The sequence below is a fragment of the Stenotrophomonas sp. YAU14A_MKIMI4_1 genome (assembly GCF_003086855.1).
In the GTDB taxonomy this organism is placed as follows: Bacteria; Pseudomonadota; Gammaproteobacteria; order Xanthomonadales; family Xanthomonadaceae; genus Stenotrophomonas.
In genome coordinates this window covers 2,222,352-2,239,823 of sequence record NZ_CP025998.1, presented here as the reverse complement: position 1 = coordinate 2,239,823, position 17,472 = coordinate 2,222,352, and the positions used below count along the sequence as shown (strand labels likewise).

Annotated in this window: 18 protein-coding genes; 6 read left to right on the top strand and 12 right to left on the bottom strand. The window is 64.7% G+C overall.

The window, feature by feature from the left end:
* Nucleotides 1-12: 12 nt before the first annotated feature.
* Nucleotides 13-537, bottom strand: a complete 525-nt coding sequence (locus tag C1931_RS10325; RefSeq protein WP_108756252.1) for a tail fiber protein — start codon at nt 535-537, stop codon at nt 13-15.
* Nucleotides 538-996: 459 nt separating this feature from the next.
* On the opposite strand from C1931_RS10325, the gene C1931_RS10320 reads away from it, so the two are divergent.
* Nucleotides 997-5,892 (top strand): putative Ig domain-containing protein, encoded by a 4,896-nt coding sequence (locus C1931_RS10320; protein WP_159095473.1) that lies wholly within the window; start codon nt 997-999, stop codon nt 5,890-5,892.
* 55 nt (nt 5,893-5,947) lie between these two features.
* Here C1931_RS10320 and C1931_RS10315 read toward each other — a convergent pair whose 3' ends face one another.
* Nucleotides 5,948-6,562 (bottom strand): energy transducer TonB, encoded by a 615-nt coding sequence (locus C1931_RS10315; RefSeq protein ID WP_159093590.1) that lies wholly within the window; start codon nt 6,560-6,562, stop codon nt 5,948-5,950.
* 112 nt (nt 6,563-6,674) lie between these two features.
* On the opposite strand from C1931_RS10315, the gene C1931_RS10310 reads away from it, so the two are divergent.
* The 3 genes from C1931_RS10310 to C1931_RS20285 all read left to right on the top strand — a co-directional run bounded on the left by C1931_RS10310 (nt 6,675) and on the right by C1931_RS20285 (nt 8,509).
* Nucleotides 6,675-7,325 carry an NAD(P)-binding oxidoreductase gene (locus C1931_RS10310; protein ID WP_108756250.1) on the top strand — a complete coding sequence of 217 codons (651 nt, stop codon included), beginning with the start codon at nt 6,675-6,677 and terminating at the stop codon, nt 7,323-7,325.
* A 73-nt stretch (nt 7,326-7,398) separates the two neighbouring features.
* The gene (locus tag C1931_RS10305) at nt 7,399-8,142 is read left to right on the top strand and encodes a hypothetical protein (protein ID WP_234412637.1); all 744 of its coding nucleotides are present in this window, start codon (nt 7,399-7,401) and stop codon (nt 8,140-8,142) included.
* A gap of 4 nt (nt 8,143-8,146) precedes the next feature.
* Nucleotides 8,147-8,509 carry a hypothetical protein gene (locus C1931_RS20285; RefSeq protein ID WP_159095472.1) on the top strand — a complete coding sequence of 121 codons (363 nt, stop codon included), beginning with the start codon at nt 8,147-8,149 and terminating at the stop codon, nt 8,507-8,509.
* A gap of 60 nt (nt 8,510-8,569) precedes the next feature.
* On the opposite strand, the gene C1931_RS10295 is transcribed toward C1931_RS20285, so the two are convergent.
* The 5 genes from C1931_RS10295 to C1931_RS10275 all read right to left on the bottom strand — a co-directional run bounded on the left by C1931_RS10295 (nt 8,570) and on the right by C1931_RS10275 (nt 11,924).
* Nucleotides 8,570-8,812, bottom strand: coding sequence for a hypothetical protein (locus C1931_RS10295; RefSeq protein ID WP_108756248.1), 243 nt, complete (start codon nt 8,810-8,812; stop codon nt 8,570-8,572).
* 16 nt (nt 8,813-8,828) lie between these two features.
* Nucleotides 8,829-9,122, bottom strand: a complete 294-nt coding sequence (locus tag C1931_RS10290; protein WP_108756247.1) for a hypothetical protein — start codon at nt 9,120-9,122, stop codon at nt 8,829-8,831.
* Nucleotides 9,123-9,133: 11 nt separating this feature from the next.
* A complete protein-coding gene (locus tag C1931_RS10285) occupies nt 9,134-9,634 on the bottom strand; it encodes a hypothetical protein (protein ID WP_108756246.1) in 501 nt (166 codons plus the stop codon).
* Between the two features lie 20 nt (nt 9,635-9,654).
* A complete protein-coding gene (locus C1931_RS10280; RefSeq protein ID WP_108756245.1) occupies nt 9,655-10,317 on the bottom strand; it encodes a hypothetical protein in 663 nt (220 codons plus the stop codon).
* Between the two features lie 83 nt (nt 10,318-10,400).
* The gene (locus tag C1931_RS10275; protein WP_159093588.1) at nt 10,401-11,924 is read right to left on the bottom strand and encodes an EAL domain-containing protein; all 1,524 of its coding nucleotides are present in this window, start codon (nt 11,922-11,924) and stop codon (nt 10,401-10,403) included.
* 164 nt (nt 11,925-12,088) lie between these two features.
* On the opposite strand from C1931_RS10275, the gene C1931_RS20505 reads away from it, so the two are divergent.
* Nucleotides 12,089-12,496: a hypothetical protein gene (locus C1931_RS20505; RefSeq protein WP_234412636.1), complete on the top strand. Its 408-nt coding sequence runs from the start codon at nt 12,089-12,091 to the stop codon at nt 12,494-12,496.
* A gap of 34 nt (nt 12,497-12,530) precedes the next feature.
* On the opposite strand, the gene C1931_RS10265 is transcribed toward C1931_RS20505, so the two are convergent.
* Both C1931_RS10265 and C1931_RS10260 read right to left on the bottom strand, forming a co-directional pair.
* Nucleotides 12,531-12,971, bottom strand: a complete 441-nt coding sequence (locus C1931_RS10265) for a hypothetical protein (RefSeq protein WP_108756243.1) — start codon at nt 12,969-12,971, stop codon at nt 12,531-12,533.
* Nucleotides 12,972-13,022: 51 nt separating this feature from the next.
* Complete coding sequence (locus C1931_RS10260) at nt 13,023-13,805, bottom strand: helix-turn-helix transcriptional regulator (protein ID WP_108756242.1); 783 nt, start codon at nt 13,803-13,805, stop codon at nt 13,023-13,025.
* A gap of 97 nt (nt 13,806-13,902) precedes the next feature.
* On the opposite strand from C1931_RS10260, the gene C1931_RS10255 reads away from it, so the two are divergent.
* Nucleotides 13,903-14,811 (top strand): DMT family transporter, encoded by a 909-nt coding sequence (locus C1931_RS10255; protein WP_108756241.1) that lies wholly within the window; start codon nt 13,903-13,905, stop codon nt 14,809-14,811.
* Between the two features lie 26 nt (nt 14,812-14,837).
* Here C1931_RS10255 and C1931_RS10250 read toward each other — a convergent pair whose 3' ends face one another.
* The 3 genes from C1931_RS10250 to C1931_RS10240 are packed head-to-tail and all read right to left on the bottom strand — an operon-like array spanning nt 14,838 to nt 17,445.
* Entirely contained in the window at nt 14,838-15,998 is a 1,161-nt protein-coding gene (locus tag C1931_RS10250) for an NADH-dependent flavin oxidoreductase (protein WP_108756240.1), read from the bottom strand.
* Between the two features lie 16 nt (nt 15,999-16,014).
* On the bottom strand, nt 16,015-16,653 hold the full coding sequence (locus C1931_RS10245; RefSeq protein ID WP_108756239.1) for an SDR family oxidoreductase: 639 nt from the start codon (nt 16,651-16,653) through the stop codon (nt 16,015-16,017).
* Between the two features lie 18 nt (nt 16,654-16,671).
* Nucleotides 16,672-17,445: an SDR family NAD(P)-dependent oxidoreductase gene (locus C1931_RS10240; RefSeq protein ID WP_108756238.1), complete on the bottom strand. Its 774-nt coding sequence runs from the start codon at nt 17,443-17,445 to the stop codon at nt 16,672-16,674.
* Between the last annotated feature and the right edge of the window lie 27 nt (nt 17,446-17,472).

The window sequence follows — 17,472 nt, the reverse complement described above, 5'->3', positions numbered from 1 at the left end:
TCGTCGGCGCGGTCAGCTGCGCGAGGGGTAAATGCCCTGAATTGCGATAACGAAATTGATCGCCGTATAGGGCTGCAGGTTCGGGTGGGGCTGGCTGCCTCCCCCTGTGCCAACGCCTTGCAGGGGAACCAACGTGCCGTTGTCCGGGCCGAAGAGAAGTCCGCTGTCGTTGCCGTACAGACCGTTGGTGGGGTTGCGTACCGCACCCGCCGCGGTGGTGCCGTAGGCCTGCGCGGTGTGCGCGGGCACTTCGTTGCTGATCAGTGTCACGTTTTCCACGCCAGCCACGAGGCCTTGCTGATACGGCGGTGGATTCCAGCCCGGATCGGCCGACGGCCCGGCGCCGACCGGCGTCCGCGATTGCATGTTGGGCAACGCGAAGTTTGTCGTACCGTTCCCGCCGTACTGCGTGCCCAGCAGCGAAAACAGGGCCTGGTTCTGTGCAATCGAAAGCAACTGGCCGTTGCAGAGAGCAAAATCTTTGGGTGCAAACGAGAACCCCGTGAGCATTATCTGCCCGAGGAAGACTTCGGTCATGCCTTGATTCCCCCGATAGCGTGATGGCCGGACGTCATGTCCGGGCCGCATTTACTCTCGCTCAGTCAGCATGGGCGGTTCAAGTGAAATTTTTGTGCATGCGCAGCAATATCGAAAGCCGGGAAAGGGGGGCACTTCCCTTTACCCCTGGAATACTGTTTGAATATGGCGCAGCCGTTCTAAAGGGGTGCGGCCCGGGTCACCGACCTGGCGTCCGCGGACAGGGGTAGGGTCTCGCTGTACCGGCACGGACGCCTGGGAGTGTTCGCGCCTGTGCAGTGCCAACAGGGGCAGAACATGCAACTTTCTTCAGCGCACAGCGTGGGGGCGTCGCGTGCGCGTCCGCATGCCCTGGTTTCATGGTTCGGTTCCTGGCTGGCGATTGCACTGCTGTGCATCTGCGGTCCGTGGCCGCAGGTAGCCGCCGCTGCACCGTCCACGTTCTGCCCAACGCTGAGCATGTCTGTGGCCCATAGCGGCTCGCAGACCATCGACATCGACCATTGCCACGGCGGTTTTGGTGTTTCTGCAGGTACAGCAACCACTACTCATGGCACCCGCACCGTGGGCCAGCAGACGGTCAATGCGCAGCCGCTGACCTACACCCATAACGGCGACAACGGCACCAGCGATACCTTCGTCATCCAGGATGACTCGGGTGGCGACATCGCCGTTACCGTCACCATCGGCCCGGCCGCGGCCATCACCCTGGATGCCAGCCCGGCCGTGAGCCTGCAGGCGGGCACCGCGTTCAGCAGCACCCTCAGTGCCAGCGGTGGCACAGCACCGTACACGTTCAGCCTCGATGCTGGCGCATTGCCCCCTGGTGTGGCCCTCGGCGGCAATACGCTCAGCGGCACCCCCACCCAGCGCGGCGCGTACTCCTTCACCCTGCGCGCAACGGACAACGCCGGCGTCAGTGGCACGCGTGCGTTCAGCGGCACCACTGCCAACCCGGTGCTGAGCCTTGCACCGGCCTCGCCGCCACCGGCCGGGCAGGGCGTGGCCTATTCGGTCAGCTTCACCCCCAGTGGTGGTGTGGCGCCCTACACCTTGGCCCATGAGGCCGCCAGCGGCGTACTGCCCCCGGGTCTGTCACTGAGTGGCAATACGCTCAGTGGCACGCCCACGGCACAAGGCACTTACACCTTCGGCATCCGCGTGACCGACAGCAGCAGCGGCCCCGGCTTCTATGCCGAGGTGGAGACGGTCACGTTGGTGGTGGCGGCGCCGCCCACCATTGTGGTCAACCCGGCCTCGTTGACCGTTGCCGCCATCGGGGTGGCGTACAACCAGACGCTCACCGGCAGTGGCGGTACCGCGCCGTATACCTTTGACCTCAGTGCTGGCACCTTGCCGCCCGGGCTGACCCTCAACACCACGACCGGCGCGGTGAGCGGCACGCCAACGTCGGGAGGCACCTTCAACTTCACCGCACGTGCCACCGATGCAAGCGGCTTCCAGGGCACGCGTGCGTACACGCTCACCGTGAACGTGCCGACGATTGCCGTCGACCCCAGCACGCTGCCCAACGGTACGGTTGGCGCCAGTTACAGCCAGGTCATCACGGCGACAGGGGGAACGCCCACGTACAGCTACGCGGTTACCTCTGGCTCCCTCCCTACCGGACTCAGCCTGGGCTCCAGCGGCACAATGTCGGGCACCCCAACGGCCGGAGGCACGTTCAATTTCACCCTCACCGCCACCGACAGCTCCGGCGGTACCGGTCCGTACACCGGCTCCCGTCCCTATTCGCTGACCATTGCGCCGCCCACGGTCAATCTTCCGGCTACCACCCTGGCCGATGCGACCCAGAACACGGCGTACAGTGCCGCGCTCAACCCCGCCAGCGGTGGCGTGGCGCCCTACACCTATTCAATCTCGGCTGGCGCGTTGCCTGCAGGTGTCACGCTTTCGGCGGGCGGCCAGCTTTCCGGCTCGCCTACCGCGGCAGGCACCTTCAACTTCGCGGTAATCGCAACGGACAGCGCCACCGGCAGCGGTCCGTACAACTCGGCACCGCGCGGTTACGTGCTGCAGGTCATCAGCAGTCCGCCGGTGACCAATCCTGTTTCGGCAGCCGTGGCGTACAACAGTGGCTCCAACCCGATCACGCTGAACCTCACCGGCGGCGCCGCCACTTCGGTGGCAATCGGCACCGCGCCCGCACACGGCACGGCCATTGCCAGCGGAACGACAGTGACCTACCAACCCAACGCCGGCTACGCCGGCCCGGACAGCTTCACCTATACCGCCACCAACAGTGCCGGAACTTCTGCACCGGCTACAGTGACGATCACCGTGGGCAACCCGACCATTACCGTCTCGGCCAATAGTCCGTTCAGCGCCACGGTCGGCTCTAGCTACAGCCAGACATTCACCTGGAATGGGGGCGCGGCGCCCTACAGCAACTACACGGTCACGGGCCTGCCGGCCGGGCTGAGCATCACCGGAACGACGGCAAACAGCGTTACGGTCAGCGGCACGCCTGCTGCGGCGGGACCCTTTACGCTCAATGCCAGCGCCACCGACAGCAGCACTGGCAACGGGCCGTTCACCGTTGGCCAGGGGTTTTCGCTCACGGTGGCTGCACCCACCCTCAGCATGACGCCGGCGCCAGGCAACCTGCTCATGCCTTACGGGACCGCCAGCACCATCAACTTCGGCACGAGTGGCGGAACCGCGCCTTACAGCTATTCAGTGGTTACGGGTTCACTGCCGGTGGGCGTCAGTTTCAGTTCGGCAGGCGTTCTTTCCGGTACCCCGACGATGCCGGGGAGTTACAACGTCACGATCCGTTCGGCGGACTCCACCGTCGGTACCGGGGCCCCGTTCAACCTGCAGCAGAACTACACCATCGTGGTGAGCGCACCGACGATCAGCATCGATCCGGCCACGCTGCCCAACGGCACTGCGGCGCTCGCCTACAGCGCGCAGTTCACTGCCAGCGGCGGCACCGCGCCGTACACCTACGGACTGCTGACAGGCGCTCTGCCGCAGGGGCTGTCCCTCAATTCCTCGGGGGCCATCACCGGCATTCCGCGTTCGGATGGCAACTTCAGCATCACCGTGCGGGTGACCGATGGCAACGGGCAGACCGCTGACAGCGTCTACACCTTCTTGGTTGACCCGGCCACCGTGGTCATCGCCCCGGCCACGCTGCCGGGCGGTGTGGTCGCCACGGCCTACTCGCAGACTCTGACCAGCAGCGGCGGCATTGCGCCGTACACCTACGCAGTGGTTTCCGGCGCACTGCCACCCGGTCTCGCCTTAAGTTCGGCAGGCGTACTCAGTGGCACCCCCACCACCGCCGGCAGCTACACGTTCGTACTTCGCTCCACCGACGATGCCGGCTACAACGCCAGCCAGAGCTACACCCTCGTCATCAGCGAGGCGTTGCCGGTCGCCACCGACGATACGGCCACCACGCTGGCGCAACAGGCGGTCACCATTCCGGTCACGGGCAATGACACGGGTGTGATCACGGCGATTGCCGTGGCCAGCGCGCCCGCGCACGGCACGGCCGTCGTCAGCGGTCTGAATGTGGTCTACACGCCAGCAGCCAACTACTTCGGCGCCGACAGTTTCACCTACATCGCCAGCGGGCCAGGTGGCAGTTCGGCCGCCGCGACCGTGGCCATTGCGGTCAATGCACTGCCGGTGCCGGTGGGTCAGCCGCGCGCAGGCGTGGTCACACTGGCCGGCCAGGCCGTGCTGATCGATGCAGCCGTGGGCGCCAGCGGCGGGCCGTTCACCGGGGTCACCCTGGTGTCCGCACCGGCCACCGGCACCACCACGGTGGACGGCACGATCATCACCTACACGCCGCTGGCCACCACGTCTGGCCCGCAGAACATCGTCTACACCTTGAATAACAGCTTCGGTGCATCGGCGCCCATCACCACCACGGTGACGGTGAACGCGGTGCCGGTGGCGGCATCGCAGCGGCTCACCGCCAATGCGGGCGTGCCGGTCGTGGTGGAACTGACCAACGGCGCGACCGGTGGCCCGTTCACCGCGGCGACGCTGGTCTCGCTGTCGCCGGCGAATGCCGGCACCGCCACCATCGCGGCCTCGGGCAGCGGGGCCAATGCCGGCTACCGCCTGACGTTCACCCCGGCCGCGGCGTTCTCGGGCACCGCGACGGCAACGTTCACCCTGGCCAATGCGTTCACCACCTCGGCCCCGGCCACCGTCACCTTCGATGTGATCAGCCGGCCGGACCCGACCCAGGATGCCGAAGTGATGGGCCTGCTGGGCGCGCAGACGGCCACCGCGCGTCGCTTCGCCACCACCCAGATTGGCAACTTCCAGCGCCGCATGGAAGGGCTGCATCAGGGCGGGGAGGGCGCACGCTTCGAGAACGGGCTGAGCTTCGGCGTGGACCGCCGCTGCCAGGAAGACGGATGGCGTACGCCGGGCAGCGACTGCCGTCCGCTCGGCATGCCCGATGACACGGCAGCAGGTGCAGGCGCAACTGCAGGCAACGCAGCGGCGCCGCGCAACCGTGGCGGCGAAGGCGGCAGCTTGACGCTGTGGACGGGCGGTTCGATCAACAACGGTGATCGCGATGGTCGTTCCGGCAGTGCCGGCTTCGACTTCCAGACCAGCGGTGTCAGTGCCGGTGCCGATACCCGCCTGAGCAGCGATTTCGCCATCGGTGCGGGCATCGGCTACGGCCGCGATACCACCGATGTCGGCCACAACGATACCCGCAGCAAGGGCGAGAGCTACACCCTGGCCGTGTACAGCAGCTACCACCCGGGCGACCACTTCTTCGTGGACACCCTGCTGGGCTACCAGTTGCTGTCGTTCGATTCGCGCCGTTACGTGACGGCCAATGGCGCGATGGTGCAGGGCGAGCGGGATGGCAGCCAGTGGCTGGCGTCACTTTCGGTGGGCGGCGACTACCGGCGCGACCGTCTGTCGCTGACCCCGTATGCGCGCCTGGATCTGGCCCGGGCCACGCTCGATGCCTACACCGAACAGGGCGACCCGATCCATGCGCTGCACTACCAGGACCAGGACGTGGACACCACCACGGCCAGCCTGGGCCTGCGCATGGACTACCGGGTACCGGTCAGCGTCGGCACGTTGACGCCGCAGCTGCGGCTGGAATACCAGCATGACTTCCAGGACGACAGTACGGTGATCATGAACTACGCCGATCTGCCGGGCGGGCCGTTCTATCGCAGCGCGATCGATGGCCTGAAGACCAACCGTTTCGTGTTCGGCCTGGGCGCGGTGCTGCAGACCGAGCGTGAGTTCAGCCTGCGGCTGGAATACCGCGGCGTGTTCGGCAGCAGCAGCGACACTGACCACGGCGTGCAGCTGAACCTGGAAAAGAAATACTGAGTACAGCGGGCAGGGCCGAGCACGCGCTCGGCCCTGCCACGTCGCGAACCTGCCGTCAGTTCAGCACGAAACGGATCGGTACTTCCTGCGCCGGCTCGGAGGCATCGAATCCTGTGCCGCAGGCAAACGTCCAGCGCTTGCCTGCGGCCAGCGCTGCATCGTCCAACAGCGGTGAACCGCTGCTCTGGGTCACGTAGGCCAGGCGCGCGGTCTTGCCATCGCCCTGCGGTTGCAGCGCCAGCAGCACGGTGCCCTGCACGTTGTCGCGGAATGCGGCGGGCGGATAGCGGGGCGGATTGTGTGCCTTGCTGGTCAGGTCCACCTTGCAGTGCTGGGCTGCAAGAGGAAGCACCCACTCGGCGGTGCCGCCCTGGTTACCTTCGCAGCGGTACCGCCACTGTTGTGCGCTACGACGCACCGGCTCCGCATCGTGCGGGCTTTCCACTGCCACTTCCTTGGCGGTGCCATCGGCGGCCACCTGCACGCGCAGCTTCGCCTCGTGGGCGGGTGCAAGGGCAGTGGCGGGATACTTCAGTTCGGCCACCGCTGCAGGATGGCGAGCCATCGAATCGGCAATCACTTCGCAGCGGGCTGAGGCCTGCGCTGCGGCCGGGAGCAGGCCAGCGATCATCAATGCAAACAGCGGCGTATGGCGATGGTACGTTCTCACTCGTGCTTCCTTGTCGGTGATGGATGGGTCAAGGCGCAGCATAGCGGTGATCACGCCTGGTTTCATTCTGGCATTGCACACTACGTGGCATTGCCTTCGCAGAGGACCTTCAATGAGCCGGATATTTGTGATTGGCGCGGCTGGAAAGGTCGGCCGCGCACTGGTGCAGCAGGCGGCGGCGCGTGGACACCGCGTGGTGGCCATGCATCGTTCCGCCGAACAGATGCCCGAGCTGTCCGCGTTGGGCGCGCAGCCCGTGCAAGGCGACCTGCTGCAGCTGCAGGCCGATGCGCTGGCCACATTGATGCAGGGCAGTGACGTGGTGGTGTTCACGGCCGGCGCAGGCGGCAAGGGCGGCACGGCCATGACCGATGCCATCGACGGGCGCGGCCTGGAACTGGCCGTGGCCGCTGCAACCCTGGCACAGGTGCCGCGCTTCCTGCTGGTGTCGGCGTTCCCCGAAGCCGGTCGCGGCAAGCACTTGTCGGATACGTTCGAAAACTACATGGCGGTGAAGAAGGCGGCGGATGTGCACCTGGCCAGCAGCAGTCTGGACTGGGTGATCCTGCGGCCCGGCACGCTGACCGATGCGCCCGGTACGGGGCGGGTACATGCGGGGTTGGCCATTGCCTATGGCGAGGTTCCGCGTGCGGACGTGGCGGCCGCGCTGCTGGCGTTGGTGGAACAGCCACAGGTCAGCCGCCGCATCATTGAGCTGACCGAAGGCCAGACCCCGGTGTTCGAGGCCGTGCATCGTCTGTAGAGTCGAGCTTGCTCGACTGAACCACCAGCACGCCCACCTGCGCTAGCATGCAGCTCCCCGCAAGGAGCACAGCATGGGCGATGCAATGGACACGCAGTACCTGGACGCCACACCGGCTGCTGCGCAAGCTCCCGGTGAAGGCCTCACTTTCCACGCACTCTACCGCCGCGTGCAGGGGCTGACGGGCCAGAGCATCTACCCCAAGCCCAGTGCCGTTGAGCGCTGGTCGGTGCGGGTGGGCGCAGGTGCGGCGCTACTGGGGCTGACCACCGGGCTGCTGCTGGACCGCTGGGTGCCTGCCAATGTGCTGCTGCCGTTCCTGCTGGTCTGCCTGACCGTGGAGGTCGGTGGTTTTGTCATCAGCGGTGTGCTGATGGCGCGCAGGGAGTACCGCCAGTACATCCAGCCCCGGCTCTCGCACGCCAAGGAAATGGACAACGAGTTCGGGCATTGGCAGGCCGTCGTCGCCGAGCTCCAGCGCTTTCCGCGGCGTGAGCGCGAACAACGCCTGCGCTTTGTCACTGTGCTCCGCGCCAGCATGGGTGAGCGCATGGGCCTGCTCTACGGCGGGCTGCAGAAGCTGGGCCCGTTTCCGCTGCTGATTGCGCTCTACGTGCAGTACCGAAGCTGGAAGGCCAATGGCTGGCAAGGCGTGTTCGACGTGGGCTGGCCAGGTGGGGTCCTGATCTTTTCGATGGTGCTGCTGTACATCATCGGCTGGATGCTGATCATCCAGCGCGCCCGCCTGGACACTTACGTGAACCTGCTGGAAGCCTCCCTGCACCACGAACCCGTAGCGTCGAGCTTGCTCGACTGACGCCATGGCAACCGTGACGCGTACCATAGCCGCATGTGTGTTCCTGCTATTGCAGTCCGGATGCGCAACATTCGGGGGCGATCTGATCGTACGCGTCTCCGGAAGCGTGCCAGAACCGCATGGTGACGATGGCGGTCGACAGTGCCAGTTGAACATGCACGACGGCTCGGGCGACGCAGTGGCGGCGATGCCCGTTGGCAGCCATTTCTCGGTCCCGATGATGGTTGTTGCCGGGCCGGAACCCAAGCAGTATCGCTTCACGGTTGAATGCGCCGATGGCCGCCGCTTTGAATCCGCGGCAGTTCCGATCAGTAGTCGGCGCGTCTCCCCCAGGAAAATCGATCTGGGCGAACTTCAGTCCAGGTAGGTTGAAGAAGCAAGCAGCTCGGCGTGCGTCATCAGTCGTGCGCCGCGTTGAAAGCCGCAGCTACTTCCCCCAACGCCACCCAGGCGGCGCGCCTTTCAGCCAGCACACCAGCACCAGTACCAGCGAGACAGCCCACGTGTACAGCATGAAGGCCAGGGGGCGACTGAACGGCGAAAACAGGAACGGCCCCGCTACCAGCAATGCGAAGGCCACGCCGTAGACCACCCAACCTTGCCACGCGCAGGGCCAGCCCCAACCCCAGCCATAACGCTTCGGGGTAAACCAGTAGTTCTTCTCGGCCATATCCGTATCCGTTGTATTACGTGTGTGCTTCCCTGTGCCATGCGGCGCCTGATGCAGAGCGCACTGCGTTCATCCCCGGCAGCAGGTCCGCAACTGCTTCCACGTCCGGGTGCAGCCGCACGATGGATCCCATCGAAACCACGCGTGCCTGCGCGGGGTCAGCCTCCGCCCCGTCCAGGAAGGCCCATGAGTGGTCATCACTGTAGTGGGTCACTACCAGTACCGGGCTGCCATCCAGCACGGCCTGGCTGGTAATGCACGCCACGTTTGGAGCCTGGTCGAATTTCCATTCCATTGCGGTCTGTTCCATGTCCGGACGGTTCAACGGTCCATCTGCTCGTCCAGCATCTTCGCCTGCTGCGCGTAGTAGCGGGCCGATGCCTCATTGTTTTGCGCCTTGAACACCGCGCTCGCGGCCTGCGCGGCCTTGCTGGCGGCAGTGAAGGCGTCCGTGTTGTCCTGCCAGACGCTGTCCTCACGGGTCGCCAGGTCGCCGTCCTTCCAGCGCCCGGCGATCAGCCCGCCCTGGTTTCCGCGGGCGGTGTCGATCACCCCGATCACCGGCACGCCATCCTTCAATTCGCCATAGAACACCTCGCCAGCGTCCGCGCCATCGCGACGGCGAAGCACGCCCAGGCCGTCGGCCTTTCCACTTGGGCAGGCGCCGATCCAGTAGGTGGGGCCCGAGGGAAGCGAACGAGGCGGCAGGAACTGGCAGCCGCTTGCCGGGTCCCTCGACCAACCGGCTTCCGGGGCGCCCGGGTTGGCGGCGTTCGCGGCGATGACCCACCCCAGCAGGGCGATGATAAGCGCAGGTTTCATGTCACAGCTCCTTTGGACATTCAGCGGCAGGGATCCTGGTCAGGCGCGGCATCGGGGTAGGGGCAGGGGAAGAAGCCCGTGTTGCCCAGTTCGGCAGCCGTGGCCTGCGCCACGCCAAGTGCAATCCGCCAGTGGCCATTCTCCAGCACGGCGCCCACTTCGGCCTGCTGCTCCTGGTCAATCAGGCGTGCCAGGAAGGGAAAAGCCGCGCGCATGTCACGGCGCTCGGTCCAGGCCGGGGCATCCACGATGCGGTAACGGTAGCGCACCACGCCATCTTCGCCTCGGGCAATGGCGGTGACCTGCCGCTCGCCAAAACACAGATAGGGTACGGTCGAGCCGCTGTTTCCCATTGAATCCAGTTGCAGAAACGGCTTGCCTGTTTCAGTTACTGAAACCCGCGCGCGAGGGGTCGCGTTGGCGCGATCCTCAATCGCCTCGCGGTGCACCAGGTCGGCGGCGATCAGGGCGTCAATTCCCGGGCGTGCCAGCAGCTCCGCGCTTTGTTCGATGGGCCATTGCGGGGCAATCAGCATCGCGCAGACCTTGGATCCGTCCAGCTGAGCGCGCAGATCTTCAGCCAGCGCCGCCGATCCATCGCCTGCGCTGCAGGCCGCCAGTGCCAGCGTGGCAGCCACCACGGCGGCAGAAAACGCGATACTGCGAATGCCCAGTTGCCTCATGCGGGGGATTCTCCTTGTGGAAATCCCATATTAGTTCGTGGCTGCAGCTGGCGTTTCGGACGCCCATCACGAAGTGAGCACCATCACTCCAGCATTTCCACAGCGTCGGCCGTCGGTAATGGATAACCGTAGTGCCAACCCTGGCCCACGGCATCGGCGGCCAGTTCACGCAGCAGGCTGGCCTGCTGTGGCGTTTCAATGCCTTCAATGATCACATCCATCCCCAGCTTGCGGGCAATCTGGTACATCCCCGGCAGCACCGAGCGCAGAGGTGAATCTTCGGTAATGGCGGTCACGAACATCCGGTCGATCTTCACGCCCTGGAACGGCGATTCGGCCAGGTGCGAGAAGTTCGCACTGCCGGTGCCGAAGTCATCGATCAGCAGCTTGTAACCCATCGCCTCCAGCTCGCCGATGTTGGCCTTGCCGACCGCGCAAAGTTGCTCCCGTTCGGTCACCTCAATGCGTATCTGTGAGGGGCGCAGGCCTGCCTCGTGCAGTAACGCATCCAGATAGCGCACTACATTGGGCTGGGCCAGATCATGGGGTTCTGCGTTCACGCTCACATACAGCTGCGGGTGGCGGCGCAGCGAAGGCCCCAGTTCCTGCAGCGCCCGGGCCAGCACGTGGCGGAACAGCAGCGGCGTCAGGTTGAACTGCCGTGCAATGGGCACGAACACCGAAGGCGGAATGTCCTCGCCGGCGTCCGGATGCCAGCGACTCAGGGCTTCGAAGCCGACCAGTTGCTGATCGCGTATACGACAAAGCGGCTGATACACCAGCTTTATCTCGCCCTGTTTTATGGCTTGGTCCAGACGCGCGTGGATCGAGCCATCCTGAGCATTGCGCCGGCGCGCCAGAACGTAGGCGCCGACCGCACCGGCGATCGCGCTCAGGCACAGCATCAGCGCCAGCACCCAGGCCGGCAGCCCGGCAACGGACCGGCGCGGGGTTTCCACCACCACGCAGACGGTGTTCTGCGTGCTGCAGGTGCGGCTGTGCACGGTGGCGACCTGCGCGGCGGCCCCGGCACCCGATTGCAGCTTTCTGATGGTGTAGCTGCGATTGCCCGCGACGATGCTGAGCGTGCTGGTACTGGTGGCCAACCCGTCTATGCCGTCGAATGCCGAGGTGGACGAGACACTGAAAATGCCGTCGCGGGCAATCAGCGTCGTGCCCTCATACTGGGTTCCCGCCAAGTCCTCGCTCAGCCAGACCCGCGAGTTTCCCAGGTGGAACGTAGGCGGTGGCAGCGGCCGTGCAGCCAGATCGCCCCAGGTGGCTGAGCAGGTCAAACGCCCTTCATCAAGCCGCCCCAGATCGGCAATGAAACTGGAGTGGAAGGTAAGGGCCTTGAAGCGATCCAACTCGTCGGCGGAGCAGGGCGTGCCCGGTACCCGCAGCGCCTCGTCCATCACATCGCGGCGCACGCGGGTAATGGTCTCCGAGCGGCCCAAGACTGCCTGGGCGATCCGCTCGGACGTGGCATTGTCTTCTGAATAGAGCACGGCCTGCGCCCCGGCCAGCAGGGCGGCGGCGGCCAGCGCGGCAATCACGATAGCCTCGGTAACAGCGCGGCGGCGGGCGGTTGCTCGAATCAGGCTCAAGTACGGCCCCCCTGTACGACATGGCGTCTTGGGCTGGCCCCAGCATGGGGCCAAGGGGCGGTGGGGGCAAGGGGGAGGGGGGGCAGACGCAGGCGCCGTAGAGTCGAGCTTGCTCGACTAAACCCTCGATCCGCTACCATCCTCCCACACACCAGGGGGCTGGCATGGACGCAAGAATCGGTTTCTTCATCGCGCTGATAACGCTGGCGCCGTCGGCACACGCCCAGCAGATGCGCTCCGCCACCGGGCCCCAGCCCGCGCCGAAGCACACGCCATCCGTTCCGAAGGCGCACAACCCCGGTGCCCAGCCGATGAAATGCGATCAGTTCATCGACCCGCGCATGCGGCTGTACTGCGCGGACATCGAGCGTGGCTACGTACAGGGCGAGGCCCGGCGCCAAGGGCTGCCTACGCCATCCAGTGAAGTCGTCCGCCTGCCGGCCTATGGAACGGCTGAGTCCAAGCGGGTAGGGGCAGCCTGCTTGGGTGGCACGGCCATGCGGCGCCTGAGCAATGGTTGGGAGCAGCTACGCACTGCCAAGGGCGAATGGCTTCGCTGTCGGGAGCAGTGAGACAGGGGCAACGGATGGGTAGCAGGCGGGCCTGTCAGAACACTGTTGCGCTGTATACAAGATCCATTTCCCTATCGTGCGTGACCCAATGGGTCGTCGCGCCTTCGGTGCACAGATAGAACGTGCCGTTGGAAGCCGATGCGCGCGACCGGGCATCACGGGCGAACAATGGGAACCGGCGCATTACGCGCTTGCCGGGCATTTCCGGCCGCGCCGCATTGCTGCAATTCTCGGGCAACACAAGTGCGCCAGATCGCAGGCGGAAGACCAGCCATGACGCATTCGTGTCGATGTCGTGGGTCTCGCGGATGTTGACCGCATCTGCAGGCAACCACGTGGGCAGCCACTTCGCTTCGCCGATGGCGTTTCTGTTCATGGCCTCATCGCGGTCGGCGTATTCAGCGCTCACCACTTCCATGCAGCCAGGCACGAAGAGTGCCAGGGCGAGTATCAGCAAGATCCGGAAAAGCTTCATGCGAACATCCCCTCTGCAGCAAACAATAGCGAACCCACAGCTTGCGTCGCGCTATACCCGTTGTAGCGCGGCGCCCCTTCGGTACTGATCAGGCGTCCGACCAGCATGGCGCTTGAACATCTCACTGAACGACGTTGAATTTGCGTACCCCAGATCTTCTGCAATCTGCGTAATCGACCGTTCCGACCCCAAGGCATCGATTGCCTTTAGAAAGCGAAGTCGATTGCGCCACTCTCCGAACCCCATGCCCAACTCCCGCTTGGCCAAGCGTTCGAGCGATCGGACACTGATATGGTGGTGCTGTGCGACCTGAAGTGCAGAAGGAGATTCCTGAAGGCAAGCCTCGGCATACCTCAGAATCCGCTTCAGCATCTCACCGCGGGCCAGCGGCAGAAAGCTGGCCATCACCGGCGCAGCCAGAATCAGATCAAGCGCCACCGCGCAAAGCCTCCGGTCTTCCGGCGTTACGGCTTCATCGATGCCCCGACGGGCGAGCTCATCCAGGACTTCTTTCAGCAAGGCGCTGACCGCCAACGCCGTTGGGGTGCCGGGCATCCTCACGGACGCCTCCGTGGAAAGATACGCGGAGCGATACATCACCGCGCTGCGATTGCGGGAGGAATGCACAACACCCGGCGGTATCCATATCGCATAGTGCGAAGGGGACACCATCCAGTCGTCTCCTGCCTGCAGCTCCATGACGCCCTGTGCGACGTAGTTGAACTGGCCCCAGGGATGTACATGGGCGTCCCAATCGGTAGGGGGCAATGTGCCTTGCCGGACGTAGATGTCGCCGGGAATGGAAGTGAACGAGGGGATGGGATCTAAGGCCATGTCGCATTCGCCAAGAAGATTGACGCAAATTATGGATGTAACGAAATTACGCCAAGTCTACGCTGGCGACCGTTGATTTCCAGTCGTCGAGATTGCCATGTACTACCTGCTGCCGCTTCTTGCCTGCCTGCTCTGGGGCGCCAACACCATCGTTACAAAGCTCGCCGCAGGATCCGTCGGCCCGGTGGACATCAGCTTCTGGCGCTGGCTTGCTGCTGCCATCATCCTGCTGCCCTTCGCGCTGCCACGGCTGAAGACCAATCTGGCGGTCATCAAGGCCAACTGGGCTCGATTCTTCGTGCTGGGGGCGTTGGGTGGCGTCATGTTCCAATGCTTGGCTTACTACGCCGCGCATTTCACGTCTGCCACCAACATGGGTGTCATCCAGGCGCTCATTCCGCTGATCGCGTTGGGGCTGTCACGCGTCTTCATGGGGAACGCGATCCGCGTCGGCGCGGTGATCGGCTCGATCATTTCCCTGGTTGGGGTGATTGCAGTGGTGTCTCACGGCGATTTTGAAGCGCTGGCATCCCATGGCATCAACAAGGGCGACGCATTGATGCTGCTCGGTGCGGTGGCGTTTGCTACCTACAACCTGCTGATGCACAAGTGGCGCATTGCCGTAACGCTGATCGAATCGCTCTTTCTCCAGGCCACGTCTGCAACGATCCTGTTGCTTCCGCTATGCCTTGCTGCAGGCAATGGCGTGCAGGGCGGGGCGGCCATTGGCTGCATCGCATTCGCTGCGGTCGGCGCCTCGATCATGGCACCGTTGGCCTGGATGACAGGCCTGCATCGACTGGGCGCCGCCCGCGTTGCCGGATTCTTCAACCTGGTTCCCATCGTCACCGCCTTGCTTGCCGTACTGGTGCTGGGCGAGGCATTGAACACCTGGGTTGTTGGCGGGGGCTTGATGGCCGTGTTCGGCGTGGTACTGGCCGAGTACGCCGCTCGCAGGAAGCCTGACGATGTCATGGTCGTGGATGACGCGTCGGCGTCACACTGACGTGAATCAAGCAATGTGGTCGCAGACTAGCCGCTTGCGTCCTCCAGCACCCTCACCGATCGCACAGGGAACCACCCCGGATTCGAACGGATCGCGTCCAGCAGCTTCTCTGGAACCTCCGCTTCCCCAGCGTCGGCGTCCATAGCCAGTGCGGTCACGATATCCCGATCGTGCGCCGCCTGCGCTTTCTGCACCCACTGTGGATCCATCACCAGGCCACGCCCGACCGCAGCAAGGGTCAACCCACCCTGCAGAGCGGCGCGCGCATTCTGGGGCAAACGCAGACCGCCTGCAGCCATCAACGGCAGGCGCCCTGCAACGCGCTCAATGAACAGCTCGGCGGTGGTTCTCTCATCCACTGCATCCGACGGCTTGCCGCCCAGGACGCTGTAAAGCGACGCGTGCAGATAGTCCAGGTTTCCCTCTGCAACCAGCGCGTCCACCAAGGCCAGGGCATCACCTACGCGCAGCGCGCCTTCGCCCGGTTCCTCAGGGGATATCCGGTAGCCCAGCAGGAAGGGCCGCCGGGCGCGAAGGGCAATCACACGGCGCACTTCACGTACCACCTCCAGCGGGAAGCGCATTCGCGCCTCCAGGGTGCCTCCCCAGTTGTCGGTTCGTTGGTTGAACAACGGCGACAGGAAGTTCTGGATCAGGAAACCATGCGCACCATGAAGCTCCACGCCGTCGAATCCCGCCTCGATCGCGCGGCGGGTGGCTTCGCCAAAGTCATGGATGACGGCCAGCACCTCGTCATCGTCAAGCGCACGACTCATGATCTCGCCACTATTGAACGGCCCCTTCGGTGCCGCCATGGCACTGGCGCTGACCAGTTCGCCTTCGGGTATCAGCGAGGGCACCGCCTTGTTGCCCGCATGAAAGATCTGCAGCACGGCAGGGGCGCCGCCGCTCTTTGCAGCCTGTGCCAGCTTGCGCAGACTGGGGATGAAACGATCATCATGGGAGGCGAACTCGTCGGTGAAGCCGACACCGTTGGCCTGCACCTGGGTGCAGCCGGTCAGCACCAGGCCCACACCCTGCACGCGGGCACGGTAGTAGGCCAGCTCGTCTGCGGAAACGGTCTGGTCCGGGTTGGACGACCAGGTGGTCATCGGTGCCATCACGATCCGGTTGCGCAGCACCGTGCCGTTGCTGAAGACATAGGGTTCAAACAGCGGGTCATTCATCGTCGATATCACGCGGTTACATGAAGAAGGGCTTGTCGCCGTCGGTGCCGGGTTTGTTCACGCCCAGGTCCGCCCCGACGAAGCGTGCCGGGTCAACGATGATCTGGCCGATCAGATCGCCGACGCTCCTGCGGGAAACGATGGTGCCCTTGAACGGCTGGCCCTTTTCAGTGGTCTGGTAGTCCACCTCGTCTTCGTCGGTCAACCAGGCCGGGCGCAGGATCGTATAGTCCAGCCCGGAAGCCTCGATGGCATCGGCCGCACGCCTGAAGGGTTTCAGGTCTTCGCCGATGATGTCGTTGTTCCAGTCGCCAAACGCGCCCGGCACCTCGTCGTAGATCCCCAGCGATAGAACGAAGACCAGGCGCTTCACGCCGGCGCTCTGCATCGCTGCAATGACCGCCTGCGCCTGCTTGTCCAGGTCGTCGCCGGTCAGGTTGGCGTAGACGATGTCCTGTCCTGCCACCGCATCCTTCAGCAGTTTCCTGTCCAGCACGTTGCCGATGACCACCTTCGCGTTGGCCGGCTCCTTGCCGGTCAGCTTCTTCGGGTCGCGCAGCAGCAGGGTCTGTTGGATGCCTGCCTCTGCGGCGAGCGAGCGGATCACCCACTGGGCGATCTGCCCGCTTGCGCCGAGGATAAGAACGTTCTTCATGTGTGTGATCCTGTGTTGTCAGGCGCCGATGTAGGCGCCGTTGTCGACTACCAGCACCCGTCCCGTAACTGCGCGTGCCATGTCGCTGGCCAGGTAGAGGATGGCGTTGGCCTGGTCCTCGGGCTGGGTGAAGGGCAGGGACTGGTCGGTGTGTTTTGTGATGTAGGGAACCATCGTCGATCCCCCGGTGAGTTTGCCGGCCGCCCAGTCACGGGCCATCGGCGTATCGGTGTTGCCCGGGGCCACCGCGTTGCAACGGATGCTGGTGCCCGAGAAACGCACGGCGATGTTGGTGGTCATCGCGTTCACCGCTGCCTTGGTGGACACGTACGCCAGTCCGCCCAGCGGCAGCGAGCCGTTCACCGAGGTCACGTTGACGATGGCGCCGGTGCCGCGCGGCATGAAGTGCGCGACGGCCTCGCGACAGAAGCGGAACACGCCGGCGTAGTTCACCTGCACCACTTCATCGAAGTGCTCGTCGGTGTATTCCTCGATGGACATCATGTCGCCATAGCCGGCGTTGTTCACCAGGATGTCCACCTGTCCGAACGCCTCGATGGCCTGGGCGAAGACACGCGCCGGTGCCGCAGGGTCGGCCGAGTTCGCAACGATGCCCAGCGCGTGGCCACCATCGGCCTGGATGTCTTGCACGACTGGATCAAGCTCGGCCTGGTCCAGGGCGGTCAGCACGACCTTGGCGCCGTGCTCGACAAACCGCTTCGCCGTGGCCAGACCGATGCCCTTGCTGGCACCGGTGATGATGGCGGTCTTTCCAGAGAGAAGAGGGTTCATGTGTACTTCCTTTGCGTGTTGCGTGGC

Excerpts from the sequence above, each read along its gene's own strand:
- C1931_RS10325 (WP_108756252.1), bottom strand. The coding sequence starts at position 537 with ATGACCGAAGTCTTCCTCGGGCAGATAATGCTCACGGGGTTCTCGTTT.
- C1931_RS10320 (WP_159095473.1), top strand. The coding sequence starts at position 997 with ATGTCTGTGGCCCATAGCGGCTCGCAGACCATCGACATCGACCATTGC.
- C1931_RS10310 (WP_108756250.1), top strand. The coding sequence starts at position 6,675 with ATGAGCCGGATATTTGTGATTGGCGCGGCTGGAAAGGTCGGCCGCGCA.
- C1931_RS10305 (WP_234412637.1), top strand. The coding sequence starts at position 7,399 with ATGGGCGATGCAATGGACACGCAGTACCTGGACGCCACACCGGCTGCT.
- C1931_RS20285 (WP_159095472.1), top strand. The coding sequence starts at position 8,147 with ATGGCAACCGTGACGCGTACCATAGCCGCATGTGTGTTCCTGCTATTG.
- C1931_RS10295 (WP_108756248.1), bottom strand. The coding sequence starts at position 8,812 with ATGGCCGAGAAGAACTACTGGTTTACCCCGAAGCGTTATGGCTGGGGT.
- C1931_RS10290 (WP_108756247.1), bottom strand. The coding sequence starts at position 9,122 with ATGGAACAGACCGCAATGGAATGGAAATTCGACCAGGCTCCAAACGTG.
- C1931_RS10285 (WP_108756246.1), bottom strand. The coding sequence starts at position 9,634 with ATGAAACCTGCGCTTATCATCGCCCTGCTGGGGTGGGTCATCGCCGCG.
- C1931_RS10280 (WP_108756245.1), bottom strand. The coding sequence starts at position 10,317 with ATGAGGCAACTGGGCATTCGCAGTATCGCGTTTTCTGCCGCCGTGGTG.
- C1931_RS20505 (WP_234412636.1), top strand. The coding sequence starts at position 12,089 with ATGGACGCAAGAATCGGTTTCTTCATCGCGCTGATAACGCTGGCGCCG.
- C1931_RS10265 (WP_108756243.1), bottom strand. The coding sequence starts at position 12,971 with ATGAAGCTTTTCCGGATCTTGCTGATACTCGCCCTGGCACTCTTCGTG.
- C1931_RS10260 (WP_108756242.1), bottom strand. The coding sequence starts at position 13,805 with ATGGCCTTAGATCCCATCCCCTCGTTCACTTCCATTCCCGGCGACATC.
- C1931_RS10255 (WP_108756241.1), top strand. The coding sequence starts at position 13,903 with ATGTACTACCTGCTGCCGCTTCTTGCCTGCCTGCTCTGGGGCGCCAAC.
- C1931_RS10250 (WP_108756240.1), bottom strand. The coding sequence starts at position 15,998 with ATGAATGACCCGCTGTTTGAACCCTATGTCTTCAGCAACGGCACGGTG.
- C1931_RS10245 (WP_108756239.1), bottom strand. The coding sequence starts at position 16,653 with ATGAAGAACGTTCTTATCCTCGGCGCAAGCGGGCAGATCGCCCAGTGG.
- C1931_RS10240 (WP_108756238.1), bottom strand. The coding sequence starts at position 17,445 with ATGAACCCTCTTCTCTCTGGAAAGACCGCCATCATCACCGGTGCCAGC.